Genomic DNA, 17,376 nt, shown 5'->3' with positions numbered 1-17,376 from the left:
TACTCTGCCCCTATAAAGCAAAGTCAAACCGCATCAATTCAAAGATCATTAAACAACTGGCTATTCTATCAGCATTTTTAATAAAAATTTAGGTCAATCTCACATGATTTTTTCATTCTCTTTTGCTGTTATAATGCCAGTTCCTCAATTAAATGTTGTTTAGGACAATGGCAAATAAAAAACTTTTAATCTGTGCTGCAATTGCTGCTGGACTATTGTTAACCGCATGTGTCAAAAAAGAAACACCTAAAGAAGAAGAGCAAGAAAAGGTTGAAACTGCTGTTTCAGAACCTGCACCTGCTGAACCTGCAAAATTTGAGTCTCTAGAAAGTGTTCAAACTGAAGAAGCTCAAACTCAGGAACCAACGCAAGTTGAGGTGCATCACGAAGAAACAGCAAATACGACAACTGAAATTCGCCGTGAAACTCGCCCTACCCAAGCTGAGCAAAATTCACAAACAAATGTTTCTGAGCAACCTAAAGCAGAACCAAAGCCAAAACCTGAACCTAAGCCTGAGCCAAAAGCAGAGCCAAAACCATCTAAGCCAGCTGAACCAGCTCAAAGTGAAGATGATGCTGTTGCTGCTGCAATTGCGGCTGCCACTCCAGCGCTTAAAAACTAAGTTCGTATGCGAATATGCCCAAATTGAACCATCAGTTTGGGCTTTTTAAATATTATTTAAGTTATCAACACAATAATAAGTTTTACTTTTCTTGCTATTTATCTTTAAAGTTTGCCCAGTTATCAATTAAGGACAATCTACTTTTTCTGCCAAAAAAAGCATTGACGATAGATATAGGGCGATGTAGTTTTTGATCAAGTTCCTTTTTGGAACTTTAATTAAAAGAAGATTGGAGCCTAGAATGAATACAGTATCAAATCGTGTCCCCGCCTCATTTCCAGTCCGTCATATGGACTATAATTTTGAAAACGTACCTCGCTACTGGTGTAATAACGAGCCTACTTTTACACATTATTTTACGGGTTTATCAACATTATTCCCTGAAGGTGAATCATATTTTGTTCGCTCTGTTCGAGCTTTACGCGCCAAAGCAAAGTCGAATGAAATTTTAGATCGGGAAATCAGTGCTTTTATTGGCCAAGAAGCAATGCACTCTAAAGAACATCATGCTTTTCATGTAAGTGCACAGCAATATGGTTTAGATCCTCAATCTTTAGAAAAAGTAACTGGCATCGTTTTAAAAGCTATTGAAAAAGTTTTTAGTAAGAAATGGAATTTGCTTGTAACAGTAGGTCTAGAACACTACACCGCAGTACTTGTGGTTAGTATGATGCAATCTGTTAATGAATTGATGACGGACTCAACTATTCGCAATTTATGGCTATGGCATAGTATTGAAGAAACTGAACATAAAGCTGTGGCCTTTGATCTCTATCAACATTTATATGGTAGTGGCTTAAGCGCATACCTTCCTCGCATTACAGTCTTTACTTTAAGTCTATTTTTGATTACTGGTTTTTCAACAATTTATCAATTCGTTCTTATGAAACAGGATCATCAACTCTTAAATTTCAAATCATGGCGTAAGTTCTTTAGTTTTGCGAATAAACAATATAGAACATTGATCCCTCAATTTTTTGATTATTATCGATTTGACTTTCATCCCAACCAAACAGATGAAAAAGACCTCGTAGCTAGCACAAAAATCAAAATTGGACTAAAAGATCCCAAATTGCTTTTATCTTGATCTAATGAAATTATAAAGCCCATCTGTTGAATGGGCTTTATTTAACATATTGCAAAGTTACCGTTATTGCTTATGTTCGACCAAAAAATAATTTGATATTAATTTGGCCGCCCACGAGGTACTTTTCCAGCCTTCGTAGAAGCCACAATGACTTCCTTTTTTTGTGGTGATTACCGCAATGTTACTCATTTGCTGAATCGTTTCTTTGTAAGGCTCCAAATTTTTAATAGAACAGACTGGATCATCCTCAGCATTAAGAATCATTAATGGTATTTTTACATTCTCAAATACATAAATTGGATTAATGGCTTGGCAATAACTTTGATAATCCTCAAAGCCAGCCATTTCAAAATATTCTTTCTCAAATTCTTCCAGACTTGTCGTTGCAAGAACCTTTTCTAAAGAAGCAATCTGGTTCCAAGTACTTTGATAAGGATGAATAAAATACTTGAATAACTTTTTGGTCATCATTTTGCTATAAAACGGATGAACATTTTTAAAGCCAATCTCTGTGTTATAGCCTGGACACATTGCAAAAGCAGCTTTAAATGGCGTGTCAGTACCTTGCTCTCCTAAGTAGCGAACCAGTAGTCCTGTTCCAGCAGAGGAACCTACAGCGTATAAATCCGATTTAGGAAACAAATTTTGAATATGCTCAAGTTGCTCTTTAAGATCGCTTGTTGACCCAAAAAGAGAAATCTGTGGTACAGGCATAGGTAAGCCAGCATGCCCACGGCGTAAGCATAAAGCTATTCTCCATCCTGTATAGTGATGTATATCTTTCACAAGTTCACGCATACTTTCAGGGGTCCCTGTAATGGTATGCATAATGACAACTGTTGGAGTATCTGGAGGAAGATCATAGCCATACCACGCGATCGCAGTTACGCCCCCATCTTTCATGGTGAGCTGATCAATACGATCATATTCAAGCTTAATGGTTTTTTTTCTAATAATATCAAAATACAAAAGATGAACGTGATTGTTGCTCAACCACGGTGTGGGCCGATATTTTTGCTTGAGCTGGGGCAATTTCTCAAGAATATCTTTTATTTTCCCATTTGGGTCATAATAGATTTTTGGCTGTTCAGCACCTAATACCGAATCGAACAATTCTGAACCGAAAGCTTTAATTTTATTTAAAGTAGATATGCCCATTTTCAATCACTACCTCTGATTATGAGTTAAATGATTGCCGCACTAAGGCTGCAACCTGTTGTCCCCCAATTGCATAAATTTCTTTACTCGGATGAAAGCCATCACTTGCCATAGGCAGATTCATCGCTTGAAAATGCTCAATATCATATTGAATGAATCTAAATTGGTTTTGTGATTGTAACCATTTATCTAATGTCTGATTCATTTGTTCCGCATATTTTCCAAACAACCAAGCCAATGGATTTGGTAACACTGGAAAATGCTGCATTGGCGGAACACCAGAAACAATAATGAGCTTAGGCTGAAAACGTGCCTGTATGTATTGAAATAATTGTTTTTGTTGTTTTATCCATGAACTTGCTGAGGTTAGTTTCGTGACATCATTAACACCAATCGACGTAACCACCACATCGTAATTTTGCTGCTCTAAATGCTGTACTGCTTGAAAAACCTGCTTAGTTGTATCACCTGTTTTTGCATGCAGTTTCCAGCGTATCGAATATTGATCTTGCAACTCAGAAATAATCGCACCCGATAAAGCATCTTTTTGGGTTTCTACCCCAACACCTGCTGCGGCAGAATCTCCTAAAATAAGTAATGATAGAGGTCTTCCCTTACCAACGATGCCTTGTCTCTCACCACTGGCTTCTAGCAAGCGTGGTGTATTCTTACGAACCTTTGTTCCCTGTACAAACAGTACTGGAAGCAATGCTAGAGTTGAAAGCTTTAACCACATTTTATTGATCTCTATCTTACTTAGGCTATTTACTAAAATTATTGAGGTTGAAACTTAGCAATTCTTATACCCATTTGTTCAGCCAATGCAGCTAAGCCACTCATTGGACGAATCATTACTTCAAAATCAATAATTTTGCCTTGTTCATTAAAACGAATCATATCGATACCTTTTAGTGATTTACCACTGACATTGGCACTGAACTCAAGCACTACACTTTCACCGTCTTCTGTGTAGAACTCACGATGATAGGTAAAGTCTTCGAACACCTGAATCACGTTGGTAAGAATGAAGAAAACGACCTGCTTTCCTTCATAGGGTTTGTAAGCAACTGGTGAGCGAAAAACTACTTCATCTGCCAACAAATCATTTAGATCGGATAAGTTACCAGCCTGAACCATTTCATGCCATTTTTCTAAAGACTGTTTTGTTGTTTCGAGTGTCATTGTTTTTTATATCCTATAATTTAACCAAAGAAGTAATGGGCATTTCTCTTTAAAAAAATGCCCATAAAAATTTATAGTGTCGCTGCTAATTCAGCACCTTGGCGTATTGCACGTTTTGCATCTAGTTCACCTGCCTCTTTAGCGCCACCAATTAAATGAACATTTTTTCCATCTGTTTTTAATTGATCATACATTGCGGTAAATGACTCTTGGCCTGCGCAAATCACCACATTATCAACCTCAAGTACACTTGGTTTCCCATCCACAGTAATATGTAAACCTTGATCGTCTACCTTGTTGTATTGCACACCTGCAAACATTTTGACCTGACGATTTTTTAGTCCTGTGCGATGAATCCAGCCTGTTGTTTTACCTAAACCAGCACCTACAGCAGCAGTTTTACGTTGTAGTAAATAGATTTCTCGTTCAGAGGCCTCAACTTTTGGCTGTTTTAAACCGCCTACATGTTCATATTGAGTATCGATTCCCCATTCTTCATAAAACTTTTCTGGATTTAAGCTGCCACTTTCACCTTCATGAGTAAGATATTCAGCTGTGTCGAAACCAATACCACCCGCTCCAATAATGGCAACACGTTGTCCTACTGGCACACGCTCTTTTAAAACCTGTAAATAGCTCAGTACTTTAGGATGATCAATTCCCTCAAACTGTAATTGACGAGGCGTTACACCTGTTGCAACCACAATTTCATCAAAATTTGCTTGACTTAATTCTTCATAAGTTGCTTGATGATTTAACACAAGTTCAATATTTGGTCGCAATTCAATTTGACGACTAAAGTAACGTAAAGTTTCGTAGAACTCTTCTTTTCCAGGCACCGTTTTTGCAATATTAAACTGACCACCAATTTGATGACTTGCTTCAAAAATTTTAACTTGATGCCCGCGATCAGCTGCATATACCGCAAAACTTAAACCTGCCGGACCCGCGCCAATAACAGCGATATTCTTTTTAACCTGAGCTTCTTTAAAGATCAGTTCAGTTTCATAACATGCACGCGGGTTTACTAAACAAGTTGCAATTTTCATTGAGAAAATATGATCTAAACAAGCTTGGTTGCACCCAATACACGTATTAATTTCATCACTCCGGCCTTGACTTGCCTTCAAGACAAACTCAGCATCAGCTAACATTGGTCGTGCCATAGACACCATATCAGCATGACCAGATGCCAACACATGCTCAGCCATTTCAGGCGTATTAATTCGGTTAGAAGTAATTAAAGGAATAGAGACTTCACCTTTAAGTTTTTCAGTCACCCAAGTAAATGCAGCACGTGGAACTTTGGTCGCAATTGTTGGAATACGTGCCTCATGCCAGCCAATACCTGTATTGATAATTGTTGCACCCGCTTTTTCAATTTCTTTTGCAAGCTGAATCACTTCATCAAAACTTGAACCGCCTTCAACTAAATCAAGCATGGATAGACGATAAATAATGATAAAGTTTTCACCCACTAATTCACGCGTACGCTTTACAATTTCAATTGGAAAGCGTATACGATTTTCGTAACTACCGCCCCATTCATCATCACGATGATTCGTACGAGCTGCAATAAACTCATTAATTAAATAACCTTCGGAGCCCATAATTTCTACACCATCATAGCCCGCATATTGAGCAAGTTTGGCACAGTTGGCAAAGTCATCAATGGTTTGTTGTACTTCCGCAGAGCTTAAAGCTTTAGGCTTAATCGGGTTAATCGGTGCTTGAATTGCTGAAGGTGCAACGTTATTTGCCTGATAAGAATAACGACCCGTATGTAAAATCTGCATAGCAATTTTACCCCCAGCTTCATGAACAGCTTGGGTAATTACTTTATGTTTTTCAGCTTCTTCAATTGTATCTAGTTTGGTTCCGTGGCTAAAGACAACACCATCATCATTTGGAGAAACACCACCAGTTACAATCAGCCCCACATCACCTTTTGCACGCTCAGCATAAAACGCAGCCATGCGCTCATATCCTTGTGGTGCTTCTTCTAAGCCAATGTGCATAGACCCCATAAGCACACGGTTTTTTAAAGTAGTAAAGCCTAAATCAAGTGGCTTTAATAAATGTGGATAAGCTGACATATTTTCTCCTATGGCTAGCAATAAGCATTGCTAATGCAACTTGTTGCATAAATTTATAATCAAATTTTGACTTTTATGCAACATGTTGCATAATCTCATGAGTCACACTTTACTTTTGCTTACAAACTGGATTGCCATGTCACTTCCTCATGTTTTATTGACCAGCTTGCTTGAACGTCCAAGTACAGGGTTTGAACTCGCCCGCCGCTTTGACCGATCAATGGGCTTTTTCTGGAATGCCACTCACCAGCAAATTTATCGTGAACTCAATAACATGCTGAAAAAAGGCTGGGTTTCCACTTTAGAAAATGAAATGGATAATGGTCGTAAAAAAACCTATCAGGTCGAACAACTGGGTCGTATAGAACTGGCTTCATGGATGACGCAACAAAGTGAACCTGCGCAGCTTCGTGATGATTTGATGGTTAGATTGCGTGCAGAAGCACAATTGAGCAATAATCAGATATTACCTGAACTGTTAAGGCATCTTGGTTTACACCACGAGAAGCTCAAACTTTATCAAAGTATTTATGATAAAGATTTTAAAGACAGTGATGATCTAAATGACCGTGTGTTATACATCCATAAAATGATCTTAGAACTTGGAATTACGATGGAAAGTGAATGGATCAAATGGTTGGAACAAGTCATCCCTCAATTAAAACGCTTTGCCCAAGATAACCCATCTGGAGAATAGCCATGCCGTATTACACCATGCCCGATCAGGAAAATTTATTTGTACGCCGTGTTGGTCGTGGTGAGCCTGTTTTGGTTTTATCTGGCCTTGGCATGCAAAGTTGGCAGTGGCTACCGTTTATTTATGCAAACCGCAAAGAATATGAATTTATTATTCCAGACTGGCGTGGTTTCGGTGGTTCAAAGAATTGTGCAATTCCCGAACAAGATGCTATTTCTAGCCATTGGCAAGATGTTGCTCATTTAATAGATCAATTAAAACTTAATAACTTTATCTTGATGGGCTATTCAATGGGCGCAACGACCGCCATGCATGGTATGAAACATGCGCAACTGGCACAACAGTTAAAAGCCTATTTACATATTGATCAGACACCGAAAATATCAGTAGATTCGACTTGGGAATATGGTTTATTCGGCCCTCTTCACACCCAGTTCAAACAATTATTAAATGATATTTATCAATTATTGTTAAAGCATAAAAACGCAAAATATCTTTATGAGCTCTCACTTCCAGATCGACAAGAACTAGTCCGTCTATGGGTAGATTTTATTGAATTGCAAAGTAGCAATCCTTTTAGTCCGCTAGTTTTTAAAACAGCTTTAAAACAGCCTTTTTTACAAAAATATTTATTACCTATTCAACGATTGGATTACTTGTTTTGGTATGTTGAAAATTATCTTTATCACAATGAAGATTATCGAGAAGCAATTCAGCAGTTAGCATGTCCTACCACCTTCTTTATTGGTCGCAATTCTACACTTTATCCAGAAACTGGTCAGACGCTGATTGCACATAGTGTCGAGCATGCAAAAGCCATATATTTTGAACGTTCAGGCCATACACCTTTATTAACCGAGCCTAAAAAGTTTGGACATGAAATCAATACATTCCTATCCGAACTCAAACATGCTTCTTAAAAAATAAAGGGATCTATTTATAGATCCCTTTTTAAAATCTAAAAATAATTAAGCGGAATGAGCTAATTCTTTTGTCTTTAATTGCTTAGAAACATTTAATAAAAGCTGCTCTGTTTTTTCCCATCCTAAACAACCATCAGTTACTGACTGGCCATAAGTCATATCACAAGAAATCTTTTGGTTACCATCAACCAAATGACTTTCAATCATGACACCTCGAACTTGTGTTTTTAAACGTTCAGCAACGATTTGCTGTAAAACTTCTGGCTGACGCAACGGATCTTTCCCACTGTTACCATGACTACAATCAATCACCAGTGCAGGTAGATTTTGTTTGTGTTTTTCTCGTATCGCCTGAATTGAAGCTAAATCGTAATTTGGCCCATGATTTGCACCACGCAAGATCAAGTGCGGTAATGGATTCCCAGCACTTTGAATCACTGAAGGCAAGCCTTGTTGATTCATTCCTAAAAATTGATGTTCATTTTGCGCGGACTGAATCGCATCTAATGCAATCTGAATTGAGCCATCAGTACCATTCTTGAAACCAATACTGTATGGCATATGACTTGAGATTTCACGGTGAATCTGAGATTCGCTTGTGCGAGCACCAATTGCACCCCAAGCCAATAAATCATCAAAATAGCCAGTTGCCATAGGACTTAAAATTTCACTCGCAATTGGCAAACCCTTTTCAATGATTTGTAGGTAGAGTTCACGAGACTTTTCTAAACCAAGTTGTAAATTTGATGAACCATCTAAATTTGGATCATACATGAACCCCTTCCAACCCACTGTCGTACGTGGTTTTTCAATGTATGTACGCATCACGATAAAAATCTGATCTTTAACTTTTTCTTGTAATTTTTGCAGTTTTTCAGCGTACTCAAGTACTGCAACTGGATCATGAATTGAACAAGGCCCTGTAATTACCATTAGACGATGATCGTTGCCGTTAAGAATATTTTGAATAATTTGGCGGTGTTCGGCAATTTGACGTGCGAAAGAGTATGCAAGCGGGTATTTCGCTTTTAACTGGATAGGTAAACTAACTGGTGTTTCTTTTGTATTGGTTTGAGTCAGTAAAGTATTTAGGGCATTCATTGGTTTTTTCCTTGGGACTGCAATCTACTCAGTCCGATCATTTATTTGAGCGTTTTGGATCTATTCGTTGGTAAAGGTAAGCAAAAGTAAAACCAATAAAAGTTGCTAAAGTATGAATAAGTCATGTTGTTCATTTTAAGTTCCTCGATTCTAAAAAGATAAAGCATAAAAAAACCTGATCGGGGTTGCCGATCAGGTATTAACTGTGATGGGCAACTTTCTCATGCCCGAATACGCTCAGGCAACTATCTAAATTGCCAAAAGTAATAGTAAGCGTTAGTGTTCACAGATTGATTTAACATCTTTATCTCAAATATTAAAAAATGTTCCTTAAATCTAAAATACGCATTGTTGATGAGTTTGACAAGTCTTTTTTTTGAAAAAAACTTCTTATTTTTCTCGCTTACGATTTGATTCAATGATGCATTAACGAATCAACCCTTGAGGTTGCAAAATAATTAAACCAGCTCCACAAAGCACAATTAGACCACCTAATATATCCCATCTTGTTAATCCCACCTGGTCAACAAAGCGTAGCCACATAAGCGCAGTAAAAATATAGATACCACCATAGGCCGCATAAATGCGTCCAGAAGCTGCCGGATGTAAAGTCAACAGCCATACAAAGACCGCCAAGCTTAAAATAGTAGGTAGCCATAACCAAGCCGACTTCCCTTCTTTTAAAATCAGATAAGGAAAATAACAACCAAGAATTTCAGCAATTGCCGTGATAATAAATAACCCGAATACGCTCAGTATTCGGGTTATAGTAAAACTCTCAATTAACATAACTTATGCTGGTTCTGCCGTATGATGATCTTCAAATACTTCAAGTTTTAAGCCGACAGCTTTGCCATCTTCTTTTTTCACCGATACAGCCACATTACCACCATGATCTGCAAGTTCACCAAACAGAATCATTTCAGCGAGTGGTTTCTTCAAGTGCTCTTGAATGAGACGTTGCATTGGACGAGCACCCATCAAACGGTCATAACCATTTGTAGCCAACCAATCTCTCGCACTTTGATCAACATCAAGAACAACTTGTTTTTCATCCAATTGCGCTTGTAATTCTGTTAAGAATTTGTCGACTACAGACTCAATCACAGTAGTTGGTAATGCTTTGAATTGAATAACACCATCTAGACGGTTACGGAACTCTGGAGAGAAAGCACGTTTCATCGCTTCTTGGTTATCAGAACTATGATCTTGTTCAGTGAAACCAATACTCGCGCGAGAAATACTTTCCGCGCCAATATTCGTAGTCAAAACAATAATCACATTTCTAAAATCTGACTTGCGTCCATTGTTATCCGTTAAAGCGCCATGATCCATGATTTGTAGCAATAGATTAAACACATCTGGATGTGCTTTCTCAATTTCATCAAGCAACAAGACACAATGCGGATTTTTATGGATCGCATCAGTGAGCAAACCACCTTGGTCATAACCCACATACCCTGGAGGTGCCCCAATTAAACGTGAAACTGCATGACGTTCCATATATTCAGACATATCGAAACGTACAAGCTCTACACCTAATAATTTAGCGAGCTGCTTAGTAACCTCGGTTTTACCTACACCTGTTGGACCAGCAAAAACAAAACTACCCACTGGTTTATCTGGTGACTTCAATCCAGCACGAGATAACTTGATCGCTGAACCTAATGCAGTAATTGCTTCGTCTTGACCAAAAACCACACGTTTTAAATCACGCTCAAGATTTTCAAGCACTGACTTATCGTCTTTAGACACAGTTTTTGGTGGAATACGAGCAATCTTAGAAACGATATCTTCGATATTCTCAACAGTAATCAAGCTATCATCAGTTTCAGCTTTCAAACGGCGTTGAGCACCTGCTTCATCGATGACATCAATTGCCTTATCTGGCAAGAAACGATCATTAATAAATTTAGCAGAAAGCTCTACAGCGGATACCAAAGCCTTATCGTCATATTGCACGTGGTGGAAATCTTCAAACTTAGTTTTCAATCCACGTAAAATATCAATCGTTTCAGCAATACTTGGCTCATTGACATCAATCTTTTGGAAACGACGTGATAACGCATGGTCTTTTTCAAAAACCTGACGATATTCTTGGAAAGTCGTTGAACCAATACAGCGTAAAGTACCATTAGCTAAAGCTGGCTTAATAAGATTTGACGCATCCATTGTGCTGCCCATACTTGAGCCTGCACCAATGATCATATGAATCTCATCAATGAATAAAATCGCATTTGGATTTTTCTTCAATGCATTAAGCAATTGTTTTAAACGTTTTTCAAAGTCACCACGATATTTAGTTCCAGCAACCAATGCACCAATATCTAAACTATAGATCTCAGCCTGACTTAAAGGTTTAGGTGCTTTACCGTTCACAATTAACCATGCCAAACCTTCAGCAATCGAAGTTTTACCCACACCTGGATCACCTACAAGCAATGGATTGTTTTTACGACGGCGGCATAGAATTTGTGCTGTACGCTCAATTTCTTTTTCACGACCAATTAGTGGGTCAGTTTTGCCTTTTTGCGCTTCAACATTTAGGTTCAGTGTATAAAGCTCTAATGGCCCTGCATTGCTTGCGCTAGTTTCACCCTCAATATCCTCAACCTCTTCTTCAACTTGTACTTCGTCTTTACGTGTCCCATGAGACAAGTATTGAGTCAATGTCAAACGATTGATTTGATGACGTTTAAGTAAATACACAGCAAAAGAATCACGCTCTGAATACATTGCGACCAAAACATCTGCACCTTCAACAGTACGATCGCCGCCACTTGATTGCACGTGGAAAATAGCACGTTGCAAAATGCGGTCAAAACTTTCTGTTGGATGAGGAGCTTGCTCGCTATTTTCGCCAAGCTTAGGAGTATGTTGTTCTACATATTCTTCTAATTCTTTACGCAAAGAAACTATATCAGCCCCACATGCTTTTAATGCATTCACGGCTGAATCGTTGTCGAGTAGTGCTAATAATAAGTGTTCGACTGTAAGAAACTCATGTCTCTTTTGACGAGCCATGCTAACAGCCAAACGTAATGATACTTCTAATTGACGACTGAGCATGTAACCCCCTTATGCTTTAGGCTCAATCTGGCAAAGTAATGGATGACCTTGCGATCGAGCGTAATTATTAACAAGGTTTGCCTTAGTTTCCGCGATGTCTCTTGGATAGACTCCGGCAATACCTTTACCTTCATAGTGTACTGTTAGCATTACTTGAGTTGCTTGGTCAAGATTCATTGCAAAGTATTGTTGTAAAATTTCAATTACAAAGTCCATTGGAGTGTAATCGTCATTCATTAATACGACTGCATATAATGGGGGACGCTTGAGTTCAGGAGGAGCTGTTTGTACAACAACTTCACCATCATGATCTTCGTTTTGCGAATCACTTAAGCGTGGGTGGAAGTGCCAATCGACATAGCCAGACTGCTGGAAAGAAGCCTTGATATCTTTTAAGTTTGTTTGACGCTTATTTGTTCGCATAGGATGTTACTATTGTGAATTTGCTTCAGCTTGAGGAATTTCTGCCACGAAAGCAGAAGATGTTTCGACAGGTTTACCACGCTGCCAACTAAAACGTTTAATGACAGGTGTATCAGAGCTACCTGTTAAACGCACTTCAATAAATTGAGGCGTGAAACCTTTAGGCATTGTCCAACGACCTGTTAAACGCTCAAAGTCAGTAAAGTTAAAGTTCTTCGCTTCAAGCGGCACGACTAAAACTTCACTATCTTTGATCAATCTGATTTCAACCGATCCCAAAGCACGACGCTTACTTGGACTAACTTGGACTAAATCTAACTGATATTCATAAGCATTTTCAGGCAAGGGCTTAATTGCCAGATTTTGAATCGTTAAGCTTAAACCACCGCGCTGTCTCAAAATCTCACGATAGATATTACTCATACCCTCTTGCTGAGTCTTATCGGCGTTTGCTTGATTAAGTGCCTCAAACAGATCATTTGCATTGGTCACAGCCACATCACGCTCTTGCACTGCTGCATTAAGGCTTTTGTTAACTGCGTCTAAAGCTGTTTTTTGCTTTTGCACCACTTCAACCAATTGCTCCGCATCTGCATCGTAACCAACAACAGTTAAACCTTGACGGTGTCCAATTGTATAGCCGAGCGCAAAACAACCACTCATTAAAATGGCAGCACCAATAAACAAAGGCTTGTTGGTGTTTAAAAAATTTTTCTTTTGCAACGAACTTTCTACTGAAGTCGTCTGTCCAGAGTTTTGCATCGTCATCTCAGTGTTCAAGATCAGAGTCAAGACACACATTTAAATCGAAATTTAAATGTGTGTGAAGCAAAAAAGAGTTTTTTATGGTAATAAACCAATCCCTTGTAAGCCTTCATCTTCATTAAAGCCAAACATAAGGTTCATATTTTGTACAGCCTGACCAGATGCACCTTTTACAAGGTTATCTTGAGCCGCCAAAATAATCAGTTTATTTGGTTGTGGTTTATACAAAGCAATACGAAGCTCGTTTGCACCGCGTACACTACGTGTTTCAGGTGAACTATTCGCAGGCATCACATCTACGAATTTTTCATTAGCATAGAAGTTTTCATATAAAGCTTGTAAGTCTGCCTGCTTACCCGCTTCCGTTAAGTCTACATAAATTGTACTTAACATACCGCGAATCATCGGTACTAAATGCGGAACAAACAAGAGTCCTTCAAACCCACCTTTTTGTTCTGCAATCTTTTCTAGTGCTTCTACAATTTCCGGATGATGACGATGTCCTGCAACACCATATGCTTTAAAGTTATCTGCATTTTCACTGTAAATCATGCCTAAGCTTGCTTTACGGCCAGCACCAGAAACACCAGATTTCGCATCAATAATAATATTTTTTGTTTCAATCAGTGCTTGTGCTGATTTTAACAGTGGCGCTAAACCTAATTGAACAGTCGTCGGATAGCACCCAGGGTTACCAATCACTTGAGCTTGTTTAATTTTTTCGCGGTTTAACTCAGTTAGACCATATACAGAATCTTTTAATACATCTGGGCAAGCATGCTCCATGCCATACCATTTTTCAAACTGTTCAAGATCTTGTAAGCGAAAGTCTGCTGCTAAATCAATAACTCTAGTTCCAGCTGCGATCAAATCTTTGGCATGCTGCATCGCAACACCATGTGGAGTTGCAAAAAATACAACATCACACTCTTTTAATGCATCAATGTTTAAATCTGAAAATTGAAGATCTGTATGTCCACGTAAATTAGGGAACATATCTGCAACTGGTTTGCCCGCTTCTGTACGTGAAGTAAGAACTCGAACCTGCGCTTTAGGATGTCGTAATAAAATACGTAATAGTTCAACGCCTGTATAACCCGTTCCACCAACAATTCCGACAGAAATCACGTGCATTACCTCAATTTTTGAATCTATACTTGGGCAGTAGTATGACAGGATGTCCAAGCTTACAAAACCATTTCATGCTTGGTAATTTTAATTTTTTTAATTTTAACGACAATCAGATAGCACATACTGAACTGTCATAATCACATAAATATCAGCAAATAAATACCAGATTAATTTTTGGAGAGCTAGGATGCTTCAACAATCAAAAGAAAGAAAATTACGTAACTACCTTGACTTGAGCACATTAATTTTAAGTGTAGCCCTTACTGGTTGCGGAGGTGGAGGTAGTAGTAGTGGCAGCTCACCAAGTACTCCGGCACCCGTGGATCCTACACCTGAAGCAACAACTGATGTTACTTTAAAAACCCCTGTAGAAATGCGTAATATCCAGCTTAAAGTATATGACAACACCAACAATGCTGTTTTAGTGGGTACTTCAATTGCGAGTTTAAACAGCTTTAATGTCAAAATTCCTACTGCAAAATTGAATCGTTTATATCGCGTAGAAATTACAACTCAAAGCTCATCTCAAGTGTTTGACCCAATTACTTCACAATATCAAAATTTGTCAGGTATTTATCATGCATTTATTACACCAAATACGGTAAGTAACAGAACCCAATTCATCAGCCCAAGCAGTGAAGCGGTTTATCAACGAGCTGTCATACGTTCGGGACAACTTCCTCAAGAAACGGTTGACCCAACCCGTATTGAACAATTACATGTTGATTTAGCAGCTCAAGATGTCTACAAATCGTTAATGAACGCATTTAAAGACTCAGCTATTCCCAGTTTAAGCCCAGCTAATACATTAACAATTTTAAATTTACAGCAGTATTCAACCAAACAACCTATCACATATGTGGATAGCTACCTTAGCTTTGGCTATTTAAAATATTGGGCAATGGCTCATGGCGGAACAAACATTTACCAAGAACTCGTTAAAAGTTTAGCAACTGATTTGAAAGATGGATTTTTGGATGGTAAAAAACTTCATGGAGATCAAACATCCTTCACCCCTATTTTTACTGCTGCCCCCGATAATATTGATCCAATCAAAAATACACTGTTAGATATTGCAGCTAATCAAAAAGTAACGCGCGATTACTTTGGAACCAACCTAAAAGCATCTACTTTGCAATTAGCTACAGATAATTCACAACAGTCTTTAGATCAAACAGGTTATAATCTACTGGACAAGAAACAATATTCAGGAATTGTTCCTACCGTAAATTCCACTACCTTCATTCGCATTGACGGTGCTGGAGATTACCGTAGAGCTGTTGGATTTACCACCACAGCGACGTGTAATGGAGCAAACTATCCATGCAAGCAAGGCTTGACCAGCATTAACCTATCAGATCCAAACCTACCAGCTACAGACTATTTAGTGGGTCACTATGAAGACACCTCAACTGGATGTCAGCTTAATTTTCGCGCGAACGGTCAAATCGACTTAAGTAAAGGTTCACAAATTTATCGTGCTGCTTTAAGTGCTGATAGTACCGATAATTTATTGCAAACAGATGCTGCTAGTTCAAGTTATTTACTCAATTCAAGTTCAGCCGAACCAAATAACACGACGCAACAATACAACTTTATCCAATTGTCTATTAAAGCAAATAAGATCATTAGTGCTACAGCAGGTTTAGATAGCCGAAAAGCACCCGATAGCTTACAAACACCTCAACTAGAATGTAGCTTTAGTTAAGCTGAAACATACCACCATGCAGGCAATGGATTTGATTTAAGTTGTCTGCGGTGTTTTTGAAAATATGGATCGTATTTTTCGACTTCTGCCCAAAATGCAGGACTATGGTCAAAATGTTTGGTATGCGCCAATTCATGAATAGCCACATAGCGAGCAATTTGATGCGACATCAGCACCAATCCCGCATGTAGCATAATATTATGCTGGCTACTACAACTTCCCCACCGAGTTTTCGGGCGGCGAATTGTACACTCCCTATAAGCCAAATGAGTGTGCTCACTTAATTCTTTCAAAAACTCTGGTAATTCTTGTTTCGCATAGGAAATAACTGCGTTTTGCAATGCCAAATAAGGCTGTGTATCTTTAATAAATAAAGAGTTGTTTTCCCAGTCGAATTGAAAAACACGATGCTGCTTTTGAACAATCACTTGAAATGGCTGTTCTTTATTAAAGAAATAAATTTCAGAAGGAATATCAATGGACGCCGATTGGACGTTTTGTTGTTTATTCCACGTTTCGGTTAACCATTGTTCAGATTGCGCTAAAAAATGCTGAATTTGCTTCTTACTACAAAATAGCGGAACAGTAAGTCGTATAGACGCAGGCTCAACACGTAAGCGCAATTTTCGTGCTCTTACGTGTCGAACGATTTTAATCTCTGGCATTTCCACAGACATTACTGTGCTGTACGCTCTTCAATACCATTATTTGTCGCAACAATTGCGATCGTTGCTGGATTTAACGCAAAAATACCGTTAGTCACAACACCTGGTATATTATTGATGGTCTTTTCCAAATCAATTGCGTTTAAGATGTTCAAATTAAATACATCTAAAATAACATTACCATTATCTGTAACTACACCTTCACGATAAACCGGATCACCACCTAAACTGACCAATTTACGGGCTACAGCTGAACGCGCCATTGGAATCACTTCTACTGGAAGTGGAAAATCACGTCCAAGTTGATCAACCCATTTTGAATCATCAACAATACACACAAATTTCTTAGCGATTGATGCAACGATTTTCTCACGTGTTAATGCAGCACCACCACCTTTAATCATATGCATATGGCGATCAATCTCATCTGCACCATCAACATAGGCATCTAGGCTACCTACATGGTTCATATCAACCACTTCAATACCAAGTTTTTTAAGACGATCAGCTGTTGCTTGAGAACTTGCCACAGCTGCTTCTAATTGTAATTCAGGTAATAAATCAATTAGAAAGTTTACGGTACTTCCAGTCCCAACACCCAAAATGCCACCTTTGGGTAAGTGTTTTAAAGCAGCTTTCGCAGCTGCTTGTTTCTTTTCATCTTGGGTTCCATATAGGCTCATTACATCACTCAACTATTTTTTGACATTTATGCGCCAATAAACGGCGCAAATGCACAAGGGTTTGC

General features: G+C 38.5%; 17 protein-coding genes. 5 read left to right on the top strand and 12 right to left on the bottom strand.

All coding sequences use genetic code 11. From position 1 onward, the window contains the following. Positions 1-167 precede the first annotated feature (167 nt). The gene (locus tag HJG58_RS10005) at positions 168-623 is read left to right on the top strand and encodes an internalin (protein WP_170248753.1); all 456 of its coding nucleotides are present in this window, start codon (positions 168-170) and stop codon (positions 621-623) included. 241 nt (positions 624-864) lie between these two features. Next, entirely contained in the window at positions 865-1,710 is an 846-nt protein-coding gene (locus HJG58_RS10000; protein ID WP_216076555.1) for a metal-dependent hydrolase, read from the top strand. A 63-nt stretch (positions 1,711-1,773) separates the two neighbouring features. On the opposite strand, the gene HJG58_RS09995 is transcribed toward HJG58_RS10000, so the two are convergent. From HJG58_RS09995 to HJG58_RS09980, 4 genes are all read right to left on the bottom strand, one after another. Beyond that, complete coding sequence (locus HJG58_RS09995) at positions 1,774-2,868, bottom strand: YheT family hydrolase (protein ID WP_170248752.1); 1,095 nt, start codon at positions 2,866-2,868, stop codon at positions 1,774-1,776. A gap of 19 nt (positions 2,869-2,887) precedes the next feature. Beyond that, on the bottom strand, positions 2,888-3,604 hold the full coding sequence (locus tag HJG58_RS09990) for an SGNH/GDSL hydrolase family protein (RefSeq protein ID WP_170248751.1): 717 nt from the start codon (positions 3,602-3,604) through the stop codon (positions 2,888-2,890). A 38-nt stretch (positions 3,605-3,642) separates the two neighbouring features. Further along, positions 3,643-4,050 carry a nuclear transport factor 2 family protein gene (locus HJG58_RS09985; RefSeq protein WP_170248750.1) on the bottom strand — a complete coding sequence of 136 codons (408 nt, stop codon included), beginning with the start codon at positions 4,048-4,050 and terminating at the stop codon, positions 3,643-3,645. Positions 4,051-4,121: 71 nt separating this feature from the next. Then, on the bottom strand, positions 4,122-6,146 hold the full coding sequence (locus HJG58_RS09980; RefSeq protein WP_170248749.1) for an NADPH-dependent 2,4-dienoyl-CoA reductase: 2,025 nt from the start codon (positions 6,144-6,146) through the stop codon (positions 4,122-4,124). 136 nt (positions 6,147-6,282) lie between these two features. Between HJG58_RS09980 and HJG58_RS09975 the strand changes: the two genes are divergently transcribed. Further along, entirely contained in the window at positions 6,283-6,843 is a 561-nt protein-coding gene (locus tag HJG58_RS09975; protein ID WP_213034441.1) for a PadR family transcriptional regulator, read from the top strand. A 2-nt stretch (positions 6,844-6,845) separates the two neighbouring features. Continuing rightward, entirely contained in the window at positions 6,846-7,763 is a 918-nt protein-coding gene (locus tag HJG58_RS09970; protein WP_086265563.1) for an alpha/beta fold hydrolase, read from the top strand. Between the two features lie 48 nt (positions 7,764-7,811). Here the strand turns inward: HJG58_RS09970 and HJG58_RS09965 are convergent, their stop codons facing one another. The 6 genes from HJG58_RS09965 to argC all read right to left on the bottom strand — a co-directional run bounded on the left by HJG58_RS09965 (position 7,812) and on the right by argC (position 14,258). Further along, positions 7,812-8,867, bottom strand: coding sequence for a 3-deoxy-7-phosphoheptulonate synthase (locus tag HJG58_RS09965; RefSeq protein WP_086265564.1), 1,056 nt, complete (start codon positions 8,865-8,867; stop codon positions 7,812-7,814). A gap of 426 nt (positions 8,868-9,293) precedes the next feature. Next, the gene (locus HJG58_RS09960; RefSeq protein WP_086265565.1) at positions 9,294-9,656 is read right to left on the bottom strand and encodes a YnfA family protein; all 363 of its coding nucleotides are present in this window, start codon (positions 9,654-9,656) and stop codon (positions 9,294-9,296) included. A 3-nt stretch (positions 9,657-9,659) separates the two neighbouring features. After that, entirely contained in the window at positions 9,660-11,936 is a 2,277-nt protein-coding gene (gene clpA / locus HJG58_RS09955) for an ATP-dependent Clp protease ATP-binding subunit ClpA (protein ID WP_032036333.1), read from the bottom strand. A gap of 9 nt (positions 11,937-11,945) precedes the next feature. Next, positions 11,946-12,359: an ATP-dependent Clp protease adapter ClpS gene (gene clpS, locus HJG58_RS09950; RefSeq protein ID WP_002121129.1), complete on the bottom strand. Its 414-nt coding sequence runs from the start codon at positions 12,357-12,359 to the stop codon at positions 11,946-11,948. 9 nt (positions 12,360-12,368) lie between these two features. Beyond that, positions 12,369-13,127, bottom strand: coding sequence for a DUF6776 family protein (locus HJG58_RS09945; protein WP_108010783.1), 759 nt, complete (start codon positions 13,125-13,127; stop codon positions 12,369-12,371). A 75-nt stretch (positions 13,128-13,202) separates the two neighbouring features. Next, the gene (argC, locus tag HJG58_RS09940; RefSeq protein WP_170248748.1) at positions 13,203-14,258 is read right to left on the bottom strand and encodes an N-acetyl-gamma-glutamyl-phosphate reductase; all 1,056 of its coding nucleotides are present in this window, start codon (positions 14,256-14,258) and stop codon (positions 13,203-13,205) included. Between the two features lie 184 nt (positions 14,259-14,442). Here argC and HJG58_RS09935 point away from each other — a divergent pair, with 184 nt between their 5' ends. Continuing rightward, positions 14,443-15,963, top strand: a complete 1,521-nt coding sequence (locus HJG58_RS09935) for a hypothetical protein (RefSeq protein WP_170248747.1) — start codon at positions 14,443-14,445, stop codon at positions 15,961-15,963. Here HJG58_RS09935 and HJG58_RS09930 read toward each other — a convergent pair. Continuing rightward, complete coding sequence (locus HJG58_RS09930) at positions 15,960-16,640, bottom strand: YgjP family zinc-dependent metalloprotease (protein ID WP_170248746.1); 681 nt, start codon at positions 16,638-16,640, stop codon at positions 15,960-15,962. The two genes, HJG58_RS09935 and HJG58_RS09930, sit on opposite strands and share 4 nt — an antisense overlap. Beyond that, entirely contained in the window at positions 16,640-17,311 is a 672-nt protein-coding gene (gene rpiA / locus HJG58_RS09925) for a ribose-5-phosphate isomerase RpiA (RefSeq protein WP_170248745.1), read from the bottom strand. Before rpiA ends, HJG58_RS09930 begins: the two co-directional genes overlap by 1 nt. Positions 17,312-17,376 lie beyond the last annotated feature (65 nt).

The organism is Acinetobacter geminorum (genome assembly GCF_013009345.1).
Classification (GTDB): Bacteria; Pseudomonadota; Gammaproteobacteria; order Pseudomonadales; family Moraxellaceae; genus Acinetobacter; species Acinetobacter geminorum.
The sequence above is the reverse complement of the archived record's forward strand: the minus strand, read 5'-3'. Positions and strand labels throughout refer to the sequence as shown.